Raw genomic sequence first — 17,660 nt, forward strand, 5'->3', positions numbered from 1 at the left:
TCAGCGCTCCTCCAGCGGTTCATCGGCGGCCGACAGCGGCCGCGCCGGGGTATGGCTGCCGGCATCCAGTGCCGGTGCCGGATCATGCGGCTTGGGGCCGGTACGGATGATCTTGACCAGGTACCAGATGCCCCAGCCGAACACGAAGGCATATCCCACGATGTACACGCCCAGCGACAGCGCGGTCATCCAGACGCTCTGTGGCCCTACCGCATCGGCGGTGCGCAGCACGCCATACACCACCCACGGCTGGCGCCCCATCTCGGTCACGAACCACCCCGAGAGCAGCGCGATGAAGCCGCTCGGCAGCATCCAGTTCCAGCCACGGATCAACCAGCGCGATTGCAGCAGCCGCCCTCGCCACCACTGGAATGCCGATACCCAGGCCAGCACCAGCATCAACGTGCCCAGCCCCACCATGATGCGGAATGCGAAGAACACCGGCACCACCGGCGGACGCTCGCTGGCCGGCACCGAGGTGAGTGGATCGAACGTACCGTCCATCGAGTGGGTGAGGATCAGGCTGCCCAGGCGCGGAATCGCAATCTCGTAATCGTTGCGCTCGGCCTTTTCGTTGGGCAGCGCGAACACCACCAGCGGTACGCCCTCGCCCTCACCTTCGGCATGCCAGTGCGCTTCCATCGCCGCGATCTTCATCGGCTGGTGCTTGAGCGTGTTCAGGCCATGCATGTCGCCGACGAAGATCTGCACCGGCACGGTCAGCGCGGCGAACGCCACCGCCGCCAGCAGCATCGTGCGGCCCGCCTCCACATGGGTGCCCTTGCGCAGGTACCACGCCCCCACCCCGCCAATCACGAAGCAGGTGGTGATGAACGACCCCAGCGCCATGTGCGCCAGGCGGTACGGGAAGGAGGGATTGAACACCACCTGCCACCAGTCCTGCGGATGCACGATGCCGTCGATCAGTTCATAGCCGGCCGGCGTCTGCAGCCAGCTGTTGGACGAGAGGATCCAGAACGTGGAGAACAGCGTGCCCAGCGCCACCATGCAGGTCGAGAAGAAATGCAGGCGCGGCGATACCCGGCCCCAGCCGAACATCATCACGCCCAGGAAGCTGGCTTCCAGGAAGAACGCGGTGAGCACCTCATAGGTGAGCAGCGGACCGATCACGCTGCCGGCCACCTCGCTCAGCCGCGGCCAGTTGGTGCCGAACTGGAAGGCCATGACGATGCCGCTGACCACGCCCATGCCGAAGGACACGGCGAAGATCTTCTGCCAGAAGAAATACAGCTCGCGCCATACCGGGTTGCGGGTGCGCAGCCAGCGCCATTCCACGAACGCCAGCCAACTGGCCGTGCCGATGGTGAAGGCCGGGAACAGCACATGGAAACTGATGACGAACCCGAACTGGATCCGCGACAACAACAACGCGTCCACCTGACGCCTCCGCCTGCATTCTGGAATCCGCACCAGTCTGGGCCGGTATTCGTTAAAGGCACATGCGACCCGGTGACGCGCTGCTTCACTTTGTCGCAGGTGGAGGCGGGTTCAGGGTTGGTGACACGTTCAGGGTGAGGGCTCGGCGAGCCTGATGACCGATGCCCGGAGCTTCCTGGCGATCTCCGGGCCGTAGTCTTCGGCCACCGTAAGGGCTGGGACGGGTGCTCCGGGCAGGCCCGCGCGGCGGATGATGCGTGGCCACCAGGTGGGCCAGCACAGCAGCAGCGAGATCCAGTGACAGAGGCTGTGCAACAGCAGCAGCGGGGACAGGAGCAAGGCGAATGACAGCACAAGTCCCTTGTCACCGGTACGCCATGAGGGGAGGAGGAAGCTCAAGGTGGAACGCACGGAATCCCAGGGCCAGGGGAACGTGGCACGCAGGCGTTTGGGTCGAGGCACGGCGTCGGGGCCTTCCTCCATGTAGCGACGGATGTATTCGCCGAGGGCTTCGGCGCTGCCTTGATCGTCAAGCAGGCCACCGAGCATGCAGATCTCGTCGAACCCGGCGCCGGTGCGATCCCCAGACCACCCCATGATCAGCGTTCCATCGCCGGTGCGGGAGCCTGGATCGCCGCCCGTCATCTCCATGATGGCGGCATCCCATGGGAGAGTAACCGTTCCACCCGCGCAGGCAGGTCTGTTGATGTGTACCTGACGCGTGACGCGGTTGAAGCGAACGATGATCCGTCGCTGTACAAACAGCTCCAATCGCACCCAGCGCCAGCAGAACCTGAAGAAGACGCCGTTCGCCACCGCCCATATCAGAATGAATATGGGTATTCCAACGTAGTGATCCGAAGGAAGCGGCCTTCCAAAGTATCCAATCCCAGAGATCATCTGCTGAACTCCCGGGACGATTACTCCAACTAGAAATTGACCTTGAAGGACGAACATGATGCCGATAAAGACAAAGGTGACGATGCCTCTCTTGTCTTCCTGCCATGCACCTTGAACGTCCATGAACCGACTGTTCACGGCGAAGACTGCGGACTCATCGCGCGGCTCTCTCTTGATTCGCTGCCGTAGATCAGTGGCGTCATCGACGGATTCGTCTGGTTGCGCGCCCCCTTGATCGCTGTCACCTTCGCCCAGCTTTGCTTTCCAGAAAATCATCTCAAAGAGATACACCGCAATCGGCTCCTTTCTTTCGCAGGCCGCATAAAACTGGTAATTCCATCAGATTGATATCCAGGGTAATTATTTGTTCTGCCTCGTTCGTTACCGCAAGCACGACGAAGTCCTTTCGGGAACATGAGTACCTCTGAGTCGACCACGCTCGTTGAACGACCATCTCCATAGCAGCGGTTCAACCGGCTGGCCTGAAATCTCAAAGCTCACCTTGGCCACCGGCTCTCTCTTCCATTGAAAAGGGTGCCATGCGGGGCAGCCGCGCCACTCAGACGATAGCGGTGGCTACCAACCCTGTAGCGACCACGCCCTCACGGTCACTTGTGCGGCCGAGCGTATTTGCACGCCCGTCCTCAACCGCTGCATTACGTTCCACTTCATGGATATCATCCAATGAGCAGAGATTCGCCTTGAGCATCAACAATCGCTTTCTATTGAGAGCCTTACTGCGATCTCCAGCACACTGCTCCGAATCGATCAGTACCTGAAATAGCTGTCGCCAAGCGTAGGTGGATCACTGGGCTTTCTTAGCTTCTTGACGTCTGCCCTGAGGTTGACCCACTTGACATCGTTCCAGCCAATGGCCGTGAACACGGCCTCGGCCATCCTTGTGTAGGGCGTGAAGCGCCGTCCCAGACTGTAGCCAATCCCAAGGCATATTCCGATACTCGGGAGCGATATCAGCAACAACATAGGAAGTTCATTTAAGACGTTCTCGCCCATCGATGCGAGTCCGATGCAAACAAGTGCCAGCGTGAGGACGATCCCCGGCATGCCGATGGCTAGCGAGTACCGCAACACTCTCCACCAATGCGCGTGGCTTCCTGCGCTCACGTGTGGGTAGAGGGCTATTATTCGCTCCGCTTCGTTCATTACCGCAAGTGCGACGAAGCCCCCGCCGGGAACACGATTGCCAATGGCTGTGAGCTGATCACCCTCCTTGAACGGCCATCTCCATAGCAACCCTTCAACCGGCTGACCTGAAAGCTCGACGCTCACCTTCGCCACCGGCTCTTCCATGTCCTCGACCGAAGACGCCGCCATGTGGGCAGCCGCGCCGCTCAATCCCATCGCGGCAGCAATGACTCCCGTAGCGGCCATGCCTTCGCGGTCACCTTTGTGGCCGAGCGTGTTTACAAGTACGCCCTCAACCGTCGCATTGCTGGCCTTTCCATGGATAACTTCCAATGAACCCAGATTTGTCTTATGCATCAGATACAGAATCGGCTGCCGCGGATGGCTTGACCAGCTTCATTACCGACGCCCGCAACTTCTGCGCAATCTCCGGTCCGTAGTCTTCGGCCACCGTAAGGGCTGGGACCGGCGCTCCGGGCAGGCCCGCGCGGCGAATGATGCGCGGCCACCAGGTGGGCCAGCACAGCAGCAGCGAGATCCAATGGCAGAGGCTGTGCAACAGCAGCAACGGGGACAGGAGCAAGGCCAAGGTCAGCACAAGGCCCTTGTCGCCGTTACGCCAAGAGGGGAGGAGGAAGCTCAAGGTGGAGCGCACGGAATCCCAAGGCCAGGGACAAGTTGCACGCAAGCGCTTGGGCTGCGGCACGGCATCGGGGCCTTCCTCCATGTAGCGGCGGATGTATTCACCGAGCGCCTCGGCGCTGCCTTGATCGTCAAGCAGGCCACCCAGCATGCAGATCTCGTCGAACCCGACGCCGGTGCGTTCCCCGGACCACCCCATGATCAGGGTTCCATCGCCGGTGCGGGAGCCTGGATCGCCGCCCGTCATCTCCATGATGGTGGCATCCCATGGGAGAGTGACCGTTCCACCCGCGCAGGCAGGTCTGTTGATGTGTACCTGACGCGTGACGCGGTTGAAGCGAACGATGATCCGTCGCTGTACAAACAGCTCCAATCGCACCCAGCGCCAGCAGAACCTGAAGAAGACAATGTTCGCCGCCGCCCACATCAACATGATGATGGGCGTTGTTACGTAGTTTTCGGGGGCCAGCGGTCTGCCCAGATAGCCGATTCCGGATATCATTTTTTCTGCGCCGGGAACTATCATTCCCAGAAGAAACTGGCCCTGCAGCACGTACATGAAGCCCAGGAATACGAAAGTCACGACGCCTCTCCTGTCTTCCTGCCATGCGCCCTGAACATCCATGAAGCGTTTGTTCACGGCGAACACCGCGGACTCGTCGCCCGGCTCTCTGTTGATTCGCTGGCGTATCCCAGCACCCTCATCGATGGATGCGCCCGACTGCGCGCCCTCTCGATCGCTGCCACCTACGCCAAGCTTCGCTTTCCAGAAGATCATTTCAATGAGGTACACCGCAATCGGCTCCTTTCTTTCGCAGGCTGCATAAAACTGGTAATTCCATCAGATTGATATCCAGGGTAATTATTTGTTCTGCCTCGTTCGTTACCGCGAGCACGACGAAGTCCTTTCGGGAACATGAGTGCCTCTGAGTCGACCACGCTCGTTGAACGACCATCTCCATAGCAGCGGTTCAACCGGCTGGCCTGAAATCTCAAAGCTCACCTTGGCCACCGGCTCTCTCTTCCATTGAAAAGGGTGCCATGCGGGGCAGCCGCGCCACTCAGACGATAGCGGTGGCTACCAACCCTGTAGCGACCACGCCCTCACGGTCACTTGTGCGGCCGAACGTATTTGCACGTCCGTCCTCAACCGCTGCATTACGTTCCACTTCATGGATATCATCCAATGAGCAGAGATTCGCCTCGAGCATCAACAATCGCTTCCTATTGAGAGCCTTGCTGCGATCTCCAGCACACTGCTCCGAATCGATCAGTACCTGAAGTAGCTGTCGCCAAGCGCAGGCGGGTCACCAGGCATTCTTCGCTTCTTCACGTCTGCCCTGAGATTTACCCACTTGACGTCGCTCCAGCCAATCGCCGTGAACACTGCCTCGGCCATTCTCGTGTAGGGCGTGAAGCGGCGGCCCAGACTGTGGCCAATCCAAAGAAAAATCGCGATGCTCGGTATCAGTCCAAGCCACATAACAAGGAGTTGCCTTGCGTCGCTTTCATCCATTGGGAATAGTGCGATGCAGATGGTGATAAGGCCAATGAAAACAGCCAGCACGCCGACAGCAAACGAGTATCGGAACACTCTCCACCAGTGCGCATGACGCCCTGCACTCACATGGGGATAAAGAGTGATGATTCGATCCGCCTCGTTCATTACCGCAAGTGCGACGAAGCCCCCGCCGGGAACACGATTGCCAATGGCTGTGAGCTGATCACCCTCTTTGAACGGCCATCTCCATAGCAACCCCTCAACCGGCTGACCCGAAAGCTCGAAACTCACCTTGGCCACCGGCTCTTCCATCTCTTCCATTGAGGACGCCGCCATGTGGGCAGCCGCGCCGCTCAATCCCATGGCGGCGGCAATGACGCCCGTGGCGGCCATGCCTTCGCGGTCACCTGCGCGGCCGAGCGTGTTTACAAGTACGTCCTCAACGGTTGCATTGCCGGCTATTCCATGAATAACTTCCAATGAACCAAGACTTGCCTTATGCATCAGACGCAGACTCGGCTGCCGCAGGTGGCTTAGCCAGCTTCATTGCCGACGCCTGCAACCTCTGCGCAATCTCCGGTCCGTAGTCCTCTACGACAGTAAGCGCTGGGACCGGTGCCCCGGGCAGGCCGGCGCGGCGGATGATGCGCGGCCACCAGGTGGGCCAGCACAACAGTAATGAGATCCAATGGCAGAGGCTGTGCAGCAGCAGCAGCGGAGACAGCATCAGAGCGAAGGTCAGCACGAGACCTTTATCGCCGGTGCGCCATGACGGAAGCAGGAAGCTCAACGTGGAGCGCACGGAATCCCAAGGCCAGGGAAACGTTGCACGCAAGCGCTTGGGCTGCGGCACGGCGTCGGGGCCTTCTTCCATATAGCGGCGGATGTACTCCCAAAGAGCCTCGGCTTTGCCGCGATCGTCCAGGTTTCCACCGACTTTGCAGAACTCATCGAATCCAGCGCCACTGCCTTGTGACATCCACATCATCATCAACGAACCGTCGCCACGGCGGGCGCCGGGATCACTACCGGTCATCTCTGGAACGGTAGCGTCCCACGGAAACGTCGCGATGCCGCCAGCGTAAGCGGGTCTGTTGATGTGAACCTGTCGGGTGATTCGGTTGAGCCTGATGACGATGCGCCGCTGGGTGAATATCTCGAGTCTCATCCAGCGCAGCCCGTGCTTGAACACCAGAAAATTCGCGACTGACCAGAGGAGAATTATTATCGGATAGAAGATGTATCCCTCTTGCGTCAATGGTGCCCCTGAGTACGCGGTTCCGCTTATCAGCCCCCTGACAGCTATGACCGCCCCATCGAAGATGAAGCCATTGACCACAAACATCATCATCAAGAACAGGAAAGTGATCAGCCCCCTTTTATCCTCCTGCCATGCTCCAGACAGATCGACAAATCTATCGTTGACTCTGTAGATGGCGAACTCGTCAGATGGATCGACACCCGTGCAATGTCGAATGCACAGCGAGCCAGAGGGGTCGACAATAGAGGGCGACTCTGGATTCGGCTCAAGTTTTGATCTCCAGCAAATCCACTCTATTAAATACATTTCATTGATCGCCACTTTGGGGAATGTTGACTAGTGCCACGAGCTCTTCAGAGCGATTCCTATAGCCGTTCGACGCTACGTTCTTCCTGAATATGCTTTTATCGCACCAATTCTCCAGATCATCTGGATCAAGAATGATGATCACGATAGTTGCGGCCGCAGCTGCCCAGCCTAGCCGAGCGCCCCAAATCCTCAGCATCAGCATCAACACCTTTTTGGCCAGCAAGCGGGAAGAGAGGCCAGACGCAATTTTGAGGATGTACCGATAGCCACTGAACTGAGATCTCAGCATCAAAGTGCGTAAGTAGGGAGCCGCACCTGCGAAGCTTGTGGTGGAAGCCACAACAGATCCGGTTGCAATGGTGAATGCCCTGACACCGTATGCAGTTGCCAGACCCATGCGGTCGCGCTTCATGTACTCCTCGAATGAATTGCGATCCAGCACCGTTCCGATCAGGCCTGCAGTCGCAACCAGTAGTCCCCCATAAAGCCCCAACCGGCCACCCCACACTTCGCTGTACGCAGCGACTTGGGATCCCGGTTTGAAGTTGCCTTTGATCCAGGTGGATCCTTCTTCCAGGATCACCAACACGCCTCCACTCAGGGTCAATCCCGAGGCGATCAGCTCTGCGCCCTGGCGTGCGGTCGGGACGTCGCCGAGCAGATTGCGCCCCTTGATCATGAGGTTGAGCGATTCGAAGAGCGTGGCGAGCATCAGTGCCCGCCCTTGATACACCCCACCCTCGCGCCCCTTGGCCATCTCACGCTCAACGCCCACGCGGACAAAGCGGCTGAACTGCCCGCGCCAGTACGACGTTTTGACGGAGTCCGTCGAGCGGGCGTGGAACTCCGCAACCGGGTAGTTCCTGGCGTAGTCCCCCATCCGCAGTTGCAGGGCCCGGATCATCAGATTCATCTGGACCCTGTCCGCTGCTGCAGGCAGTGATGTCTTGTACAGCACGCGTCCCCATTGGGCGTACCAGCTCATCACCGTGCCGAGCAGGCTGCGCTTGAACCACGCGACCTGTCCGGCATTCTCGCAGGCACGCAGGGCAGCATTCGCCTTGTCGAACATGTCCAGCACCCGGATGACCGCCTCATTGCCCGCCGCCGCGATGCCCCATACGTCCGTAGCCGGCACGTCGGTTTTGGCTGCCTCCAGCGCACCAACCAGTTCCTGGGCCAAGGGCAGGTGGTTAAGCGCGTAGACGCGCCATGCCAGGTTCCCTTCTTCGATGCCTTGGCTCGCAGGATCGACCACCGCCAGCGTCTTCCACCAGTCGTCCAGGACCAGGCGCGAGCCATCGTCCGCTTCCATGCCCGTCATCGCGATGCCGACCTGTACGGCGAATGCCCACCCGCGGACCAGGTCGTGCTGGTCATAGCTGCGCAGCGCCAGCGTGAGCATTGGGCTACACAGCCACGCAAGGTGATCCGGTGCCCGCTCACGCATCTTCTGTTCGCAGGGTGCAGCGATCGCTTTGAACTCTTCCAGGATGGTGGTCTGGGTGCCGTCCAGCTGCGCCTCGGCGCGGTCGAACCGTTCCTTCGCCAGTCGTTCCGCCTGTTCAACCGCCCTGCGCCGGGCGCCGAATGGATCAGAGTCGCGCGCGATCGCGACGATCTCCAGCATCGGCCCGGGATCGACCATGCCACCGCCTACTTCGGCCGTCTTCAGGTCTTCTTCAACCTTGTCGTAGGGTGCGTTGGCGCGGTCGGCGGCATCGTCGCGCGCGAGCCGGATCCGCTTGGAGAGCACGCCCTCGCGAATCTGGGCGTACTGATGGGCAGCCAGATACTTCCACGCGTTGTCACGGCCATGCGCGTCGCGTTGACGCATCCAGGGTTCAACCCCTTCCATTGCACGATTGCGCCATGCATTGAGCTCCTGCGTGATGCCGATGGCGTCCTGCAGCGCTATGCCGACGCCGCCCGACGCGTGCAGTACGGTGGCCGCCTCACGCAGGACCGGCAGCGATTGCTGAAGCGCGGACGAGTAGATCGCCCCGCCCCCCGCGGCGTGGAAGCGTGGTGGCAGCGGCGGATCCAGCGGGTCGCACAACGCCGGAAACGCCTGCTCATCAAGCGCGGCCACGATGGGGGCCTGTAACGCCGCCAAGGCCGCGATCTCGCCGATGGCCAGATATTCGAGTACGAACGCACGGATCGTCAGGACAGACAGCGCAAATTCCTGGCTGCCCTGCTGCGCAACCCATTGCCGGGGGCTGAACGTTTGGAGAATCCCTTGGGCCGCCAGCAGCTCGGCCTGATCGACCAGTTCGGCTTCTTTCGCGCTGGACAGGGGGTCAGGAGTGAACAACCAGTACGACATCGCGACCTCTTCGGGTGCTTCGATGGCGACCATTAGCGCGTTCGCCGACGCAGCCATCCGTGCACAGGCCATCGCAGAGGTCTTGCGATCCGGTGGCTCGCCACGGAAGCGCATCAGTCGCCCGCTGGGGCGCACGTAGTAGCTGTCCAGATGCGTGATCCCGTCGCGCTTCAGTACGACGTAGAGATAGCCTTCGCGCATCATCCGCAAGGCATACCGGGCCGTGCGCAACTCCGGGAGGGCGGCTCCGGTCGATGGGCGCAGCGCTGGCACCATGCCCAGAACTGACGCGTCATCACTGCAGAACGCGGAGTAGCGGAACGGGTGCACCAGCAGACCAGCCTTGTCACAGTTGCGGCAGTTGCCCTGTACGCAGGGCGACACCGCCTTCAGCGCTGCGCCGACGATCCTGTTGTCCATTGCATGCATGTCAGCACGACCCCGCAGCAATTGTCAGCGAAGCCTTGATGCGTTGAAGCTCGTTCTGCCCAAGTACGGCGAGGGCATGTGCCAGGCCTGCTTCCGTTTCCGGCGTACGCGCCAGCAGCGTGCGCACCTCCGGGGAGCGGTGGAAGTCGCACTCCAGGACCAGCGCATGCGCAAGGAGGATTACCTGATCCAGCAGGTTGTTCCTGCCGGCGTCACGGAGAATGGAATCGGCGAGGCGGTGCGCCTCGTCCAGATCAGTACCCGTGGTGCCAAATTCGCGTAGCGCCCGGAGGGTTTCATTCACCAGCGTCACGCGCTCATGGTTGAAGGGGGCGGGCAGTGCGGCCTTCGCTGCTGCATCGTCGCGAAGGCGGAATTCCAGCCAGGACAGGTCGCCGTTGAAATCGAGGGACGCAAAGGTCTGTGTGGATCGCGCGATGGCACTCTGCTGGTGCTGGGACATTGCGTGCTGCCAGTGCGGAATTGAACGGGCGTCGAACATCTCCGCAGCGTTGCGCGATCCCAGGCGCTGCTCCTGGCTGAGAAGCTGCCGTATCAGGGAGGCGCTCGGAGCAACAGGCAGCGGGGATACGATCCAGGCGGTCACCTGGGAGCGCCGCTGATTGAGGCGGGCATATCTGAATCGCTCGACGGATAGCTGCAGAAGATCCTCGGCCGTGGCATCCAGTGTCATGAGCAGCAAGGCAGCGGTGCCGTACCCGGCCGCCTTGATCGAGACGTGTGGCCTGTCTTTCGCAGCGGCGAAGCAGTCGTCCAGCCCACGTCGGGTATCCAGAAGCACATGGAGATGCGCCGGGCCGCGCGAGGCGCGGCGGAGCTGGTAGCACACATCGGCGACAGCGCGTTTTTCCTGTCGCTCGTGTCTGTATTCCATGCAGCTACCCTCAAACATCGGCGTTGTCCTTGGCGTCGCAACCGCCCAGCTGACCATCGGCGGTATCAACCTCGACCGTTGCCTGGTCCGGATCCGTCCACTCACGCAACTCTCCCTTCAGATCCACCTTGCCTGGCGCGCCCAGCTCGATGTTGTCGCCCTCGATGCGCAGGTACGCGCCGGCCGCAGTGGCCAGCACGTGCTTGGCCGGCGCCGACACCAGCACGTCTGCCTCGGTGCTGGCGATCTTGACGGCGGTCTTGGCCGCCAGCTGCGCCACGTTCTTGTGCGCGCGGGCGCTGACCTTGCCCTGTGCGGCGTGCAGCGCGATGCCGCGTTCGGTGTTCGGGCTGTCCGCCTTGGCCTCGTTGCCGGCGGTGTACAGCACCAGCCCGCCGGCCACCGCCAGGGTGATCGAGCCCTGGCTCAGCCAGTTCAGCGCCACCCCGCTGGCGAGCGTGGTCTGCGTACCGCTGACCCACACCTGGTCGGCTGGGGTCAGGCTCATCACACCGGCCACGCCGCTGCCCATCAGCGTCGGCGCGTCCCAACCGGGCGCCTCGCCATCACCGCCCTGGATGCTGCCGGCCGGACCACCGCTCTGGATGCCGCCCAGTTTCTCCTGCAGCTGCAGCAGCACCTGGTGCGCCGGCAGCTCGCTCGGTTCCTGCGGCAGCATCGCCTGCTGGTTGTGGGCCGATTCGTTGAGCGTGGCCACCAGCTCGGCGCTTTCCTGCAGCTGCGCCATTGCCTGGTTGGCCGCCAGCTGCGGCTCGCCGCCTTCGGTGCTGAGCAGCAGGCCCTTGCCCGCGCGCAGCGCACCGAAGGCCTGGCTGGACAGCTCCGCGCCGAAGCCGCGTTCGGCCTCGCGTACGTTGTCCTCACCGCCCTTGAGGTGGCCCAGGGTCAGCGTGGTGGCATGTTGGGTGGTGGACAGCTGCGCGCGGCCCTGCCCGGGCGTGTCGTCCAGGCGCAGCTGCTGGTAACCGCCCGCACCGCCCTGGCTGTCGGCCAGCGCCTGGCTCTTGAAGCCGGTGAACACCGCGCCGTGGTCGTTGCCCTCGAACCAGGCGGCGGCATTGCCGGTGGCCTGCGCGCCGCCGCTGGCGACCTGGTTGTGTGCCGCCTGGTCCTGGCCGCGGCCGTTGTAGACCGCACCCACCACCACCGGGCGGTCGATGTCGCCCTCCAGGAACGCCACCAGCACTTCCTGGCCGCGCCGGGGCAGCACCACCCCGCCCCAGTTGTCGCCGGCCCACGGGGTCATCACCCGCACCCACGTCCAGGCACCGCCGTTGGCCGGGGCATTGTCGTCACCGCCCGGGTGCGTCTGGCCGGTGCTGGAGGCACCGCCGCGCTGCCACGGGAACTGCACCTTGATGCGGTGGTCGCGGTCGGACTGCAGCGGCTCGCCGTCGCTGACCACGATGGCGCTGAGCGTGCCGGTGATCGACGGGCGCGGGTGCAGGCGCACGCCGTGGCCGTCCTCGGTCTGCGGGCGATACACCACGTCGGCGGGAATCACCACGAAACGGTTGTCGTAGAAGGTGGACGTCACCGCCTGCGCCGGTGCGGCGGCGGCCAGACCGGCCAGTGCGACCGGCAGCGCCAGCGGCGCCTGCGCGACCGGGCCGAGCTGCTGTTCGAGCGCATCGAAGATGTCCGCGTCGAGGTTGTTGCGGGCCTGGTGCTGCACCGACAGACACAGGAAGGCCGTGCCGGCATCCACGCCGGGATGCTGGCCGAGCTGGAACTGCGCGCCCGGCACCAGCTGGCGCCAGCTGCCCTGCCCCTCGATGGTGTGCGCGCGCACGCGCAGTGCATCCAGATGCTGCTGCGCGCGACGCTGGCCGCGGGCATTGTCCTGCCAGCCGTACGGGCCGCTGGTGTCGATGTCTTCGCCGATGCCCGATACGCCGGGTGGCACCTCGGCATGCGCATGGCGCAGCGTGGCGGTGCGGTGATCCCAGCTGCTGCGTGACACGGCGGCAGAACACCAGCGGCGCGACACGCGCCAGTGCTGCACGCTGTCGCTGCGCTCGGTGGCATCGCGGCGGTGGAACCGCACGGTGCCCAGTCGGGGAACGTCATCGTGGTGATCGGCCAGCACCAGCGTATGCGCGCCCAGCCGGGCGTTGCCGGGGTCACCGGCATGTTCGAACCAGTAGTAGATGCCTTCCTCGGCAAGCAGGCGCTGCAGGAAGGCCAGGTCCGACTCCTGGTACTGCGTGGTCAGGCTGCGCGTGGCGTACTGGCTGCGGTCGGCCAGCGACCAGCGCCAGGCCGGCACCAGACCGGCATGGTCGGCGAAGATGTCCTCGACGATCTCCACCACGCTGCGGTCATGGAACACATAGCTGTCCACACGCTGGGCCAGGAACGCCAGCCACGGCTGCAGGCGCAGCCGATAGCGCGCGAGGCCGCCATTGCTGCCCAGCCGCTCCACGGCGGTGACATGCCCGTGGAAATCGCGCGGCGCGCCGGTGGTCTGCATCTGCAGCAGCGCGGGGGTGCCGCACAACCGCTCCAGTGGCAGGCCAGCTTCCATCGACAGCACGAAGACGTCCACGACGAATCCCGCACCATCGACCTGCTCGATACCGTTGAACGCCTCGACCATACCCAACCGATCGCCCAGTGCGGTGTCCAGCCGCAGGAGGCACTGCCCCTGCGCGGGGCCGGCCAGCGCAGCCAGCAGCGCATGCATCCCTTCCATGACTGGTCCGCTCCTTGTTGGCGTAGGGGCTCTACGCCATCCGATGGCCGGGCGGGAGTGCCCCGCACCGTGCGTCACCGCATGAATTCTGCGTGCGGGGAATGCGCCGCCACCATAGGAAAAGTTTGAATAAGCGATTGAGATTTCTATGAAATTTCAAGAATCCATCCACCCAGACTCTTCTCAGAACTCGAACTGAGACGCCGAGCGCTTCGCGGACGGGCTGCCACCGATCGTGGATGCCCGTCGCCCCGCGACTTTTCCGATCCTGTCCCCATGACCTGTGGCCGCTTCGGCGGGCCCTGACGGCTGCTACGCTTGCCGGGTTTTCCTCTACGGTGCCGCCCGCAATGCCCAGAACGCTGCCCTTGTCCCTGCTGCTGCTCGCCGCCCTAGGCGGTACCGCCCACGCCGCGCCGACGCCGATCACCATCGAGCAGGCGATGGCCGACCCGGACTGGATCGGCCCGCCGGTCGAGAGCGCGTGGTGGTCCTGGAACAGCCAGCAGGTCGAGTACCAGCTCAAGCGCACCGGCAGCCCGGTCCGTGACACCTTCCGCCAGCCGGTTGCCGGTGGCGTGGCGGTGCAGGTGGGCGACGACCAGCGCGGCACGCTGGACGTGGACAGCCCGGTGTACGACAGCGCACGCCAGCGTGCGGTGTTCGTGCGCAACGGCGACGTGTTCCTGCGCGACCTGCGCAGCGGCGCGCTGACCCAGCTGACCCGCAGTACCGAGAAGTCCACCGCGGTGGCCTTCGCCCGCGACGGTGGGGTGATCTGGCGCACCGGCCAGAACTGGTTCCACTGGACTGCCGCCGCCGGCGTGCAGCAGGTGGCCAGCCTGAAGGCCGAGAAGAACCCCGATGACGCGCCCAAGGCCGATGTGCTGCGCGACCAGCAGCTGCGCACCCTGGCCACGCTGCGCAACGACCGCGCGCAGCGCGAGGCGCTCAAGCAGCAGGAAGCGAGCTGGCGCCGCGCCGACAGCACCCGCGCCCCGGGTCCGGTGTACCTGGGCGCCGATGTGGAGATCGTCGACAGCGTGCTCTCGCCCGATGCACGCACGTTGATCGTGGTGACCAAGCCGAAGAGCTTCGATGAAGGCCGCGGCGGCAAGATGCCCAAGTACGTGACCGAATCGGGCTACGAGGAATTCGAGGACACCCGCACCCGCGTGGGCCGCAACGATCCGGAGCCGCACGCGCTGTGGCTGGTCGATGCGGTGGCCGGCACGGTCAAGCCGCTGTCGCTGGATGGTCTGCCCGGCATCGGCACCGATCCGCTGGCCGCGCTGCGCAAGACCGCCGGCAAGGAGGCGCTGAAGGGCAACCGTCCGCTGGAAGTGCTGGGCGGCCCGGGCAGCCCCGGCATCCGCTGGAGCGCCGATGGCCAGCAGGCGGCGATCATGCTGCGCGCCAACGACAACAAGGACCGCTGGATCGCCAGCGTCTCCGCAGCCAGCGCGAAGCTGGAGAACCGCCACCGGCTGACCGACAGCGCCTGGATCAACTGGGGCTTCAACGATTTCGGCTGGTCCAGCGACAACCGCACGCTGTGGCTGCTGTCGGAGGAATCGGGCTATTCGCACCTGTACACCCAGCAGGGCACGGCCAAGCCGCAGGCGCTGACCGGCGGCAAGTGGGAAACCTCGATGCCGGTGCCCAGCGCCGACGGCCGCGGTTTCTACTTCCTGTGCAACCAGCAGTCGCCCGGCGACTACGAAGTGTGTGCGGTGGACAACGCCAGCCGGCAGGTGCGTGAGCTGACCTCGCTCAACGGCGTGGAGGACTTCTCGCTGTCCCCGGATGGCCAGCAGCTGCTGGTGCGCTACTCCGGCGCCTATCTGCCGGCGCAGCTGGCGGTGGTGCCCACCGCCGGTGGCCAGGCCAAGGTGCTGACCGACACCCGTACGGCCGCCTTCAAGGCGCGCGAGTGGATCCAGCCCAAGCTGGTGCAGGTGCCGTCCAAGCACGGCGCGGGCGTGGTCTGGGCCAAGTACTACGGCCCGGAAAACCCCGAGCCGGGCAAGCAGTATCCGATCGCCATGTTCGTGCACGGCGCCGGCTACCTGCAGAACGTGCACCAGCGCTACCCGGCCTACTTCCGCGAGCAGATGTTCCACAACCTGCTGGTGCAGAAGGGCTACATCGTGCTGGACATGGATTACCGCGGCAGCGAAGGCTACGGCCGCAACTGGCGCACGGCGATCTACCGCAACATGGGCCACCCGGAGCTGGAGGACTACAAGGACGGCCTGGACTGGCTGGTGGACACCAAGCAGGGTGACCGCGCGCATGCCGGCATCTACGGCGGTTCCTACGGCGGCTTCATGACCTTCATGGCGCTGTTCCGCTCGCCGGGCACGTTCAAGGCCGGTGCCGCGCTGCGCCCGGTGGTCGACTGGCACCAGTACAACCACGGCTACACCGCCAACATCCTCAACACGCCGGACATCGACCCGGAGGCGTACCGCACGTCGTCGCCGATCGAGTACGCCGACGGCCTGCAGGACCACCTGCTGATCGCGCACGGGATGATGGACGACAACGTGTTCTTCCAGGACTCGGTGAATCTGACCCAGAAGCTGATCGAGCTGCACAAGGACAACTGGACGATCGCGCCGTACCCGCTGGAACGCCACGGCTACGTGCGTCCGGACTCCTGGCTGGACCAGTACAAGCGCATCCTGAAGCTGTTCGAAGAGAACCTGAAGTGAGCCACGACGCGGCGCCGATCGAGATCGTCGCCGCGGTCATCCGCGATACCGCCGGCCGCGTGCTGGTGGTACGCAAGCAGGGCTCGGACACGTTCATCCAGCCCGGTGGCAAACCCGAACCGGGCGAGGCGCCGCTGCCCGCCCTTGCCCGTGAGCTGCACGAGGAACTGGGGGTGCTGCTGGAGGCCGGCAGCGCTGTGCCGCTGGGTCAGTTCGAGGCCTGGGCGGTGAACGAACCCGGCCGCCGGGTACGCGCCCGCGCCTGGCTGGTGCGGGTGGCAGGAACGCCGCAGGCACGCGCCGAAATCGCGGAGCTGGCGTGGATTGCAGGCGTTCCGCCGCACGATTGCCGCTTGGCACCGTTGAGCGCAGACCATATCCTGCCCGCGGCCGCACGTGCGGTGGCCGCGATCTGACATCGCGGCCTGGTCAACCAGGACACCGGATGTCATTGCCTCTTCCCCCCATGCCGCTGCGCACATCGCGCGCCGACGACTTCATCGCACCGATGGCCAAGGCCTCGTTGCTGGTCTGCGTTGCGTGCAGCCTGTGGTTTACGGTGCAGATGCTCGCGCTGCCGTCGCTGCTGGATTACCCCACGCTGGTGGCACTGTGGGGCAGCGACTGGTGGCCGCTGTTGCCCGAGCCGGTGACGCTGGGTATCGCGCATGCGGAGCCGCTGACCGCTGCCCTGCTGCTGCTCAGCATGTTCGGGGCGGCCACCTGCTGGGGCCTGCTGCGCTTCCAGCGCTGGGCGCTGGTGGGCTTCACGTTCCTGCTCGTGCTGACCGCGCTGCTCAACTTCATCGTGCCCTGGCTGCTGGACCTGTTCCTGCAGAACATGCAGGCCCAACTGGCCGCGGCGGTGCAGGACCCGGACATCCAGGAACTGCGCGCGTCCCTGCGCGTGCAGCGCGCGATCTGGACCGGCCTGCTCGGGCTGGCGGCGATCGTGTTCTTTGTGCTGCACCTGTGGCTGGTGCAGCGGCTGTGGCGCGCCGACGTGCGCGCGCGGTTCTTCTCGTGATCCGGCGACTGCAGTGGGGAGCGGGTGCGCTGGCATGCCTGCTGGCCGGCAGCGCCTTGGCCGACGTGCAGCGCATTCCGTGCGGCCGCTATGTGGTCGGCGAGGACGGGCCTGCGCTGGAGGTGGTTGGCAACGGCACGGTGGTCTACCCGTTCCCGCCCGACGACCCGACCTCCTTCCGCCTGGAGCCGGACGGCGCGCACTGGCGCCTGACCGGGCTCGGCGACGGACGGCAGTACCGGATCGACTACGACGCAGCCAACCAGACCCTGGTCAACGATGGCCAGCGCTATCGGCTGCGCGCGCCCGCCAACTGCGCCGCGCCTCTTCCCGTGGCTCCGGTCGGCAGTGCCGATCCGGTCCCCTGATTCTTTTTTCGTACAGGTAGCT

Annotated in this window: 13 protein-coding genes; 4 read left to right on the top strand and 9 right to left on the bottom strand. The window is 64.0% G+C overall.

Annotated features, from left to right (window positions below; translation table 11 throughout):
* From ACLB90_RS08990 to ACLB90_RS09030, 9 genes are all read right to left on the bottom strand, one after another.
* Positions 1–1,398 (bottom strand): cytochrome ubiquinol oxidase subunit I, encoded by a 1,398-nt coding sequence (locus ACLB90_RS08990; RefSeq protein ID WP_411852591.1) that lies wholly within the window; start codon positions 1,396–1,398, stop codon positions 1–3.
* A gap of 129 nt (positions 1,399–1,527) precedes the next feature.
* The gene (locus tag ACLB90_RS08995) at positions 1,528–2,589 is read right to left on the bottom strand and encodes a DUF6708 domain-containing protein (protein ID WP_411852592.1); all 1,062 of its coding nucleotides are present in this window, start codon (positions 2,587–2,589) and stop codon (positions 1,528–1,530) included.
* A 477-nt stretch (positions 2,590–3,066) separates the two neighbouring features.
* Positions 3,067–3,801, bottom strand: a complete 735-nt coding sequence (locus ACLB90_RS09000; RefSeq protein WP_411852593.1) for a putative type VI secretion system effector — start codon at positions 3,799–3,801, stop codon at positions 3,067–3,069.
* Complete coding sequence (locus ACLB90_RS09005; protein WP_411852594.1) at positions 3,794–4,879, bottom strand: DUF6708 domain-containing protein; 1,086 nt, start codon at positions 4,877–4,879, stop codon at positions 3,794–3,796. Before ACLB90_RS09005 ends, ACLB90_RS09000 begins: the two co-directional genes overlap by 8 nt.
* A 477-nt stretch (positions 4,880–5,356) precedes the next feature.
* The gene (locus ACLB90_RS09010) at positions 5,357–6,091 is read right to left on the bottom strand and encodes a putative type VI secretion system effector (RefSeq protein WP_411852595.1); all 735 of its coding nucleotides are present in this window, start codon (positions 6,089–6,091) and stop codon (positions 5,357–5,359) included.
* Positions 6,084–7,169 (bottom strand): DUF6708 domain-containing protein, encoded by a 1,086-nt coding sequence (locus ACLB90_RS09015; protein WP_411852596.1) that lies wholly within the window; start codon positions 7,167–7,169, stop codon positions 6,084–6,086. Before ACLB90_RS09015 ends, ACLB90_RS09010 begins: the two co-directional genes overlap by 8 nt.
* Positions 7,156–9,906 carry a T6SS effector BTH_I2691 family protein gene (locus tag ACLB90_RS09020; protein ID WP_411852597.1) on the bottom strand — a complete coding sequence of 917 codons (2,751 nt, stop codon included), beginning with the start codon at positions 9,904–9,906 and terminating at the stop codon, positions 7,156–7,158. Before ACLB90_RS09020 ends, ACLB90_RS09015 begins: the two co-directional genes overlap by 14 nt.
* A gap of 10 nt (positions 9,907–9,916) precedes the next feature.
* On the bottom strand, positions 9,917–10,810 hold the full coding sequence (locus ACLB90_RS09025; RefSeq protein WP_411852598.1) for a hypothetical protein: 894 nt from the start codon (positions 10,808–10,810) through the stop codon (positions 9,917–9,919).
* 10 nt (positions 10,811–10,820) lie between these two features.
* Positions 10,821–13,526 carry a type VI secretion system Vgr family protein gene (locus ACLB90_RS09030; RefSeq protein ID WP_411852599.1) on the bottom strand — a complete coding sequence of 902 codons (2,706 nt, stop codon included), beginning with the start codon at positions 13,524–13,526 and terminating at the stop codon, positions 10,821–10,823.
* Positions 13,527–13,876: 350 nt separating this feature from the next.
* Between ACLB90_RS09030 and ACLB90_RS09035 the strand changes: the two genes are divergently transcribed.
* From ACLB90_RS09035 to ACLB90_RS09050, 4 genes are read left to right on the top strand one after another with little or no spacing between them, the layout of a single operon-like run.
* A complete protein-coding gene (locus ACLB90_RS09035; RefSeq protein WP_411852600.1) occupies positions 13,877–16,243 on the top strand; it encodes a prolyl oligopeptidase family serine peptidase in 2,367 nt (788 codons plus the stop codon).
* A complete protein-coding gene (locus ACLB90_RS09040; protein ID WP_411852601.1) occupies positions 16,240–16,659 on the top strand; it encodes an NUDIX hydrolase in 420 nt (139 codons plus the stop codon). The genes ACLB90_RS09035 and ACLB90_RS09040 overlap by 4 nt, the downstream gene beginning before the upstream one ends.
* Before the next feature lie 29 nt (positions 16,660–16,688).
* Positions 16,689–17,270 carry a hypothetical protein gene (locus ACLB90_RS09045; protein ID WP_411852602.1) on the top strand — a complete coding sequence of 194 codons (582 nt, stop codon included), beginning with the start codon at positions 16,689–16,691 and terminating at the stop codon, positions 17,268–17,270.
* A complete protein-coding gene (locus ACLB90_RS09050) occupies positions 17,267–17,638 on the top strand; it encodes a hypothetical protein (RefSeq protein WP_411852603.1) in 372 nt (123 codons plus the stop codon). Before ACLB90_RS09045 ends, ACLB90_RS09050 begins: the two co-directional genes overlap by 4 nt.
* The last annotated feature ends 22 nt before the right edge of the window (positions 17,639–17,660 follow it).

Source organism: Stenotrophomonas sp. LGBM10 (genome assembly GCF_046736075.1).
Classification (GTDB): Bacteria; Pseudomonadota; Gammaproteobacteria; order Xanthomonadales; family Xanthomonadaceae; genus Stenotrophomonas.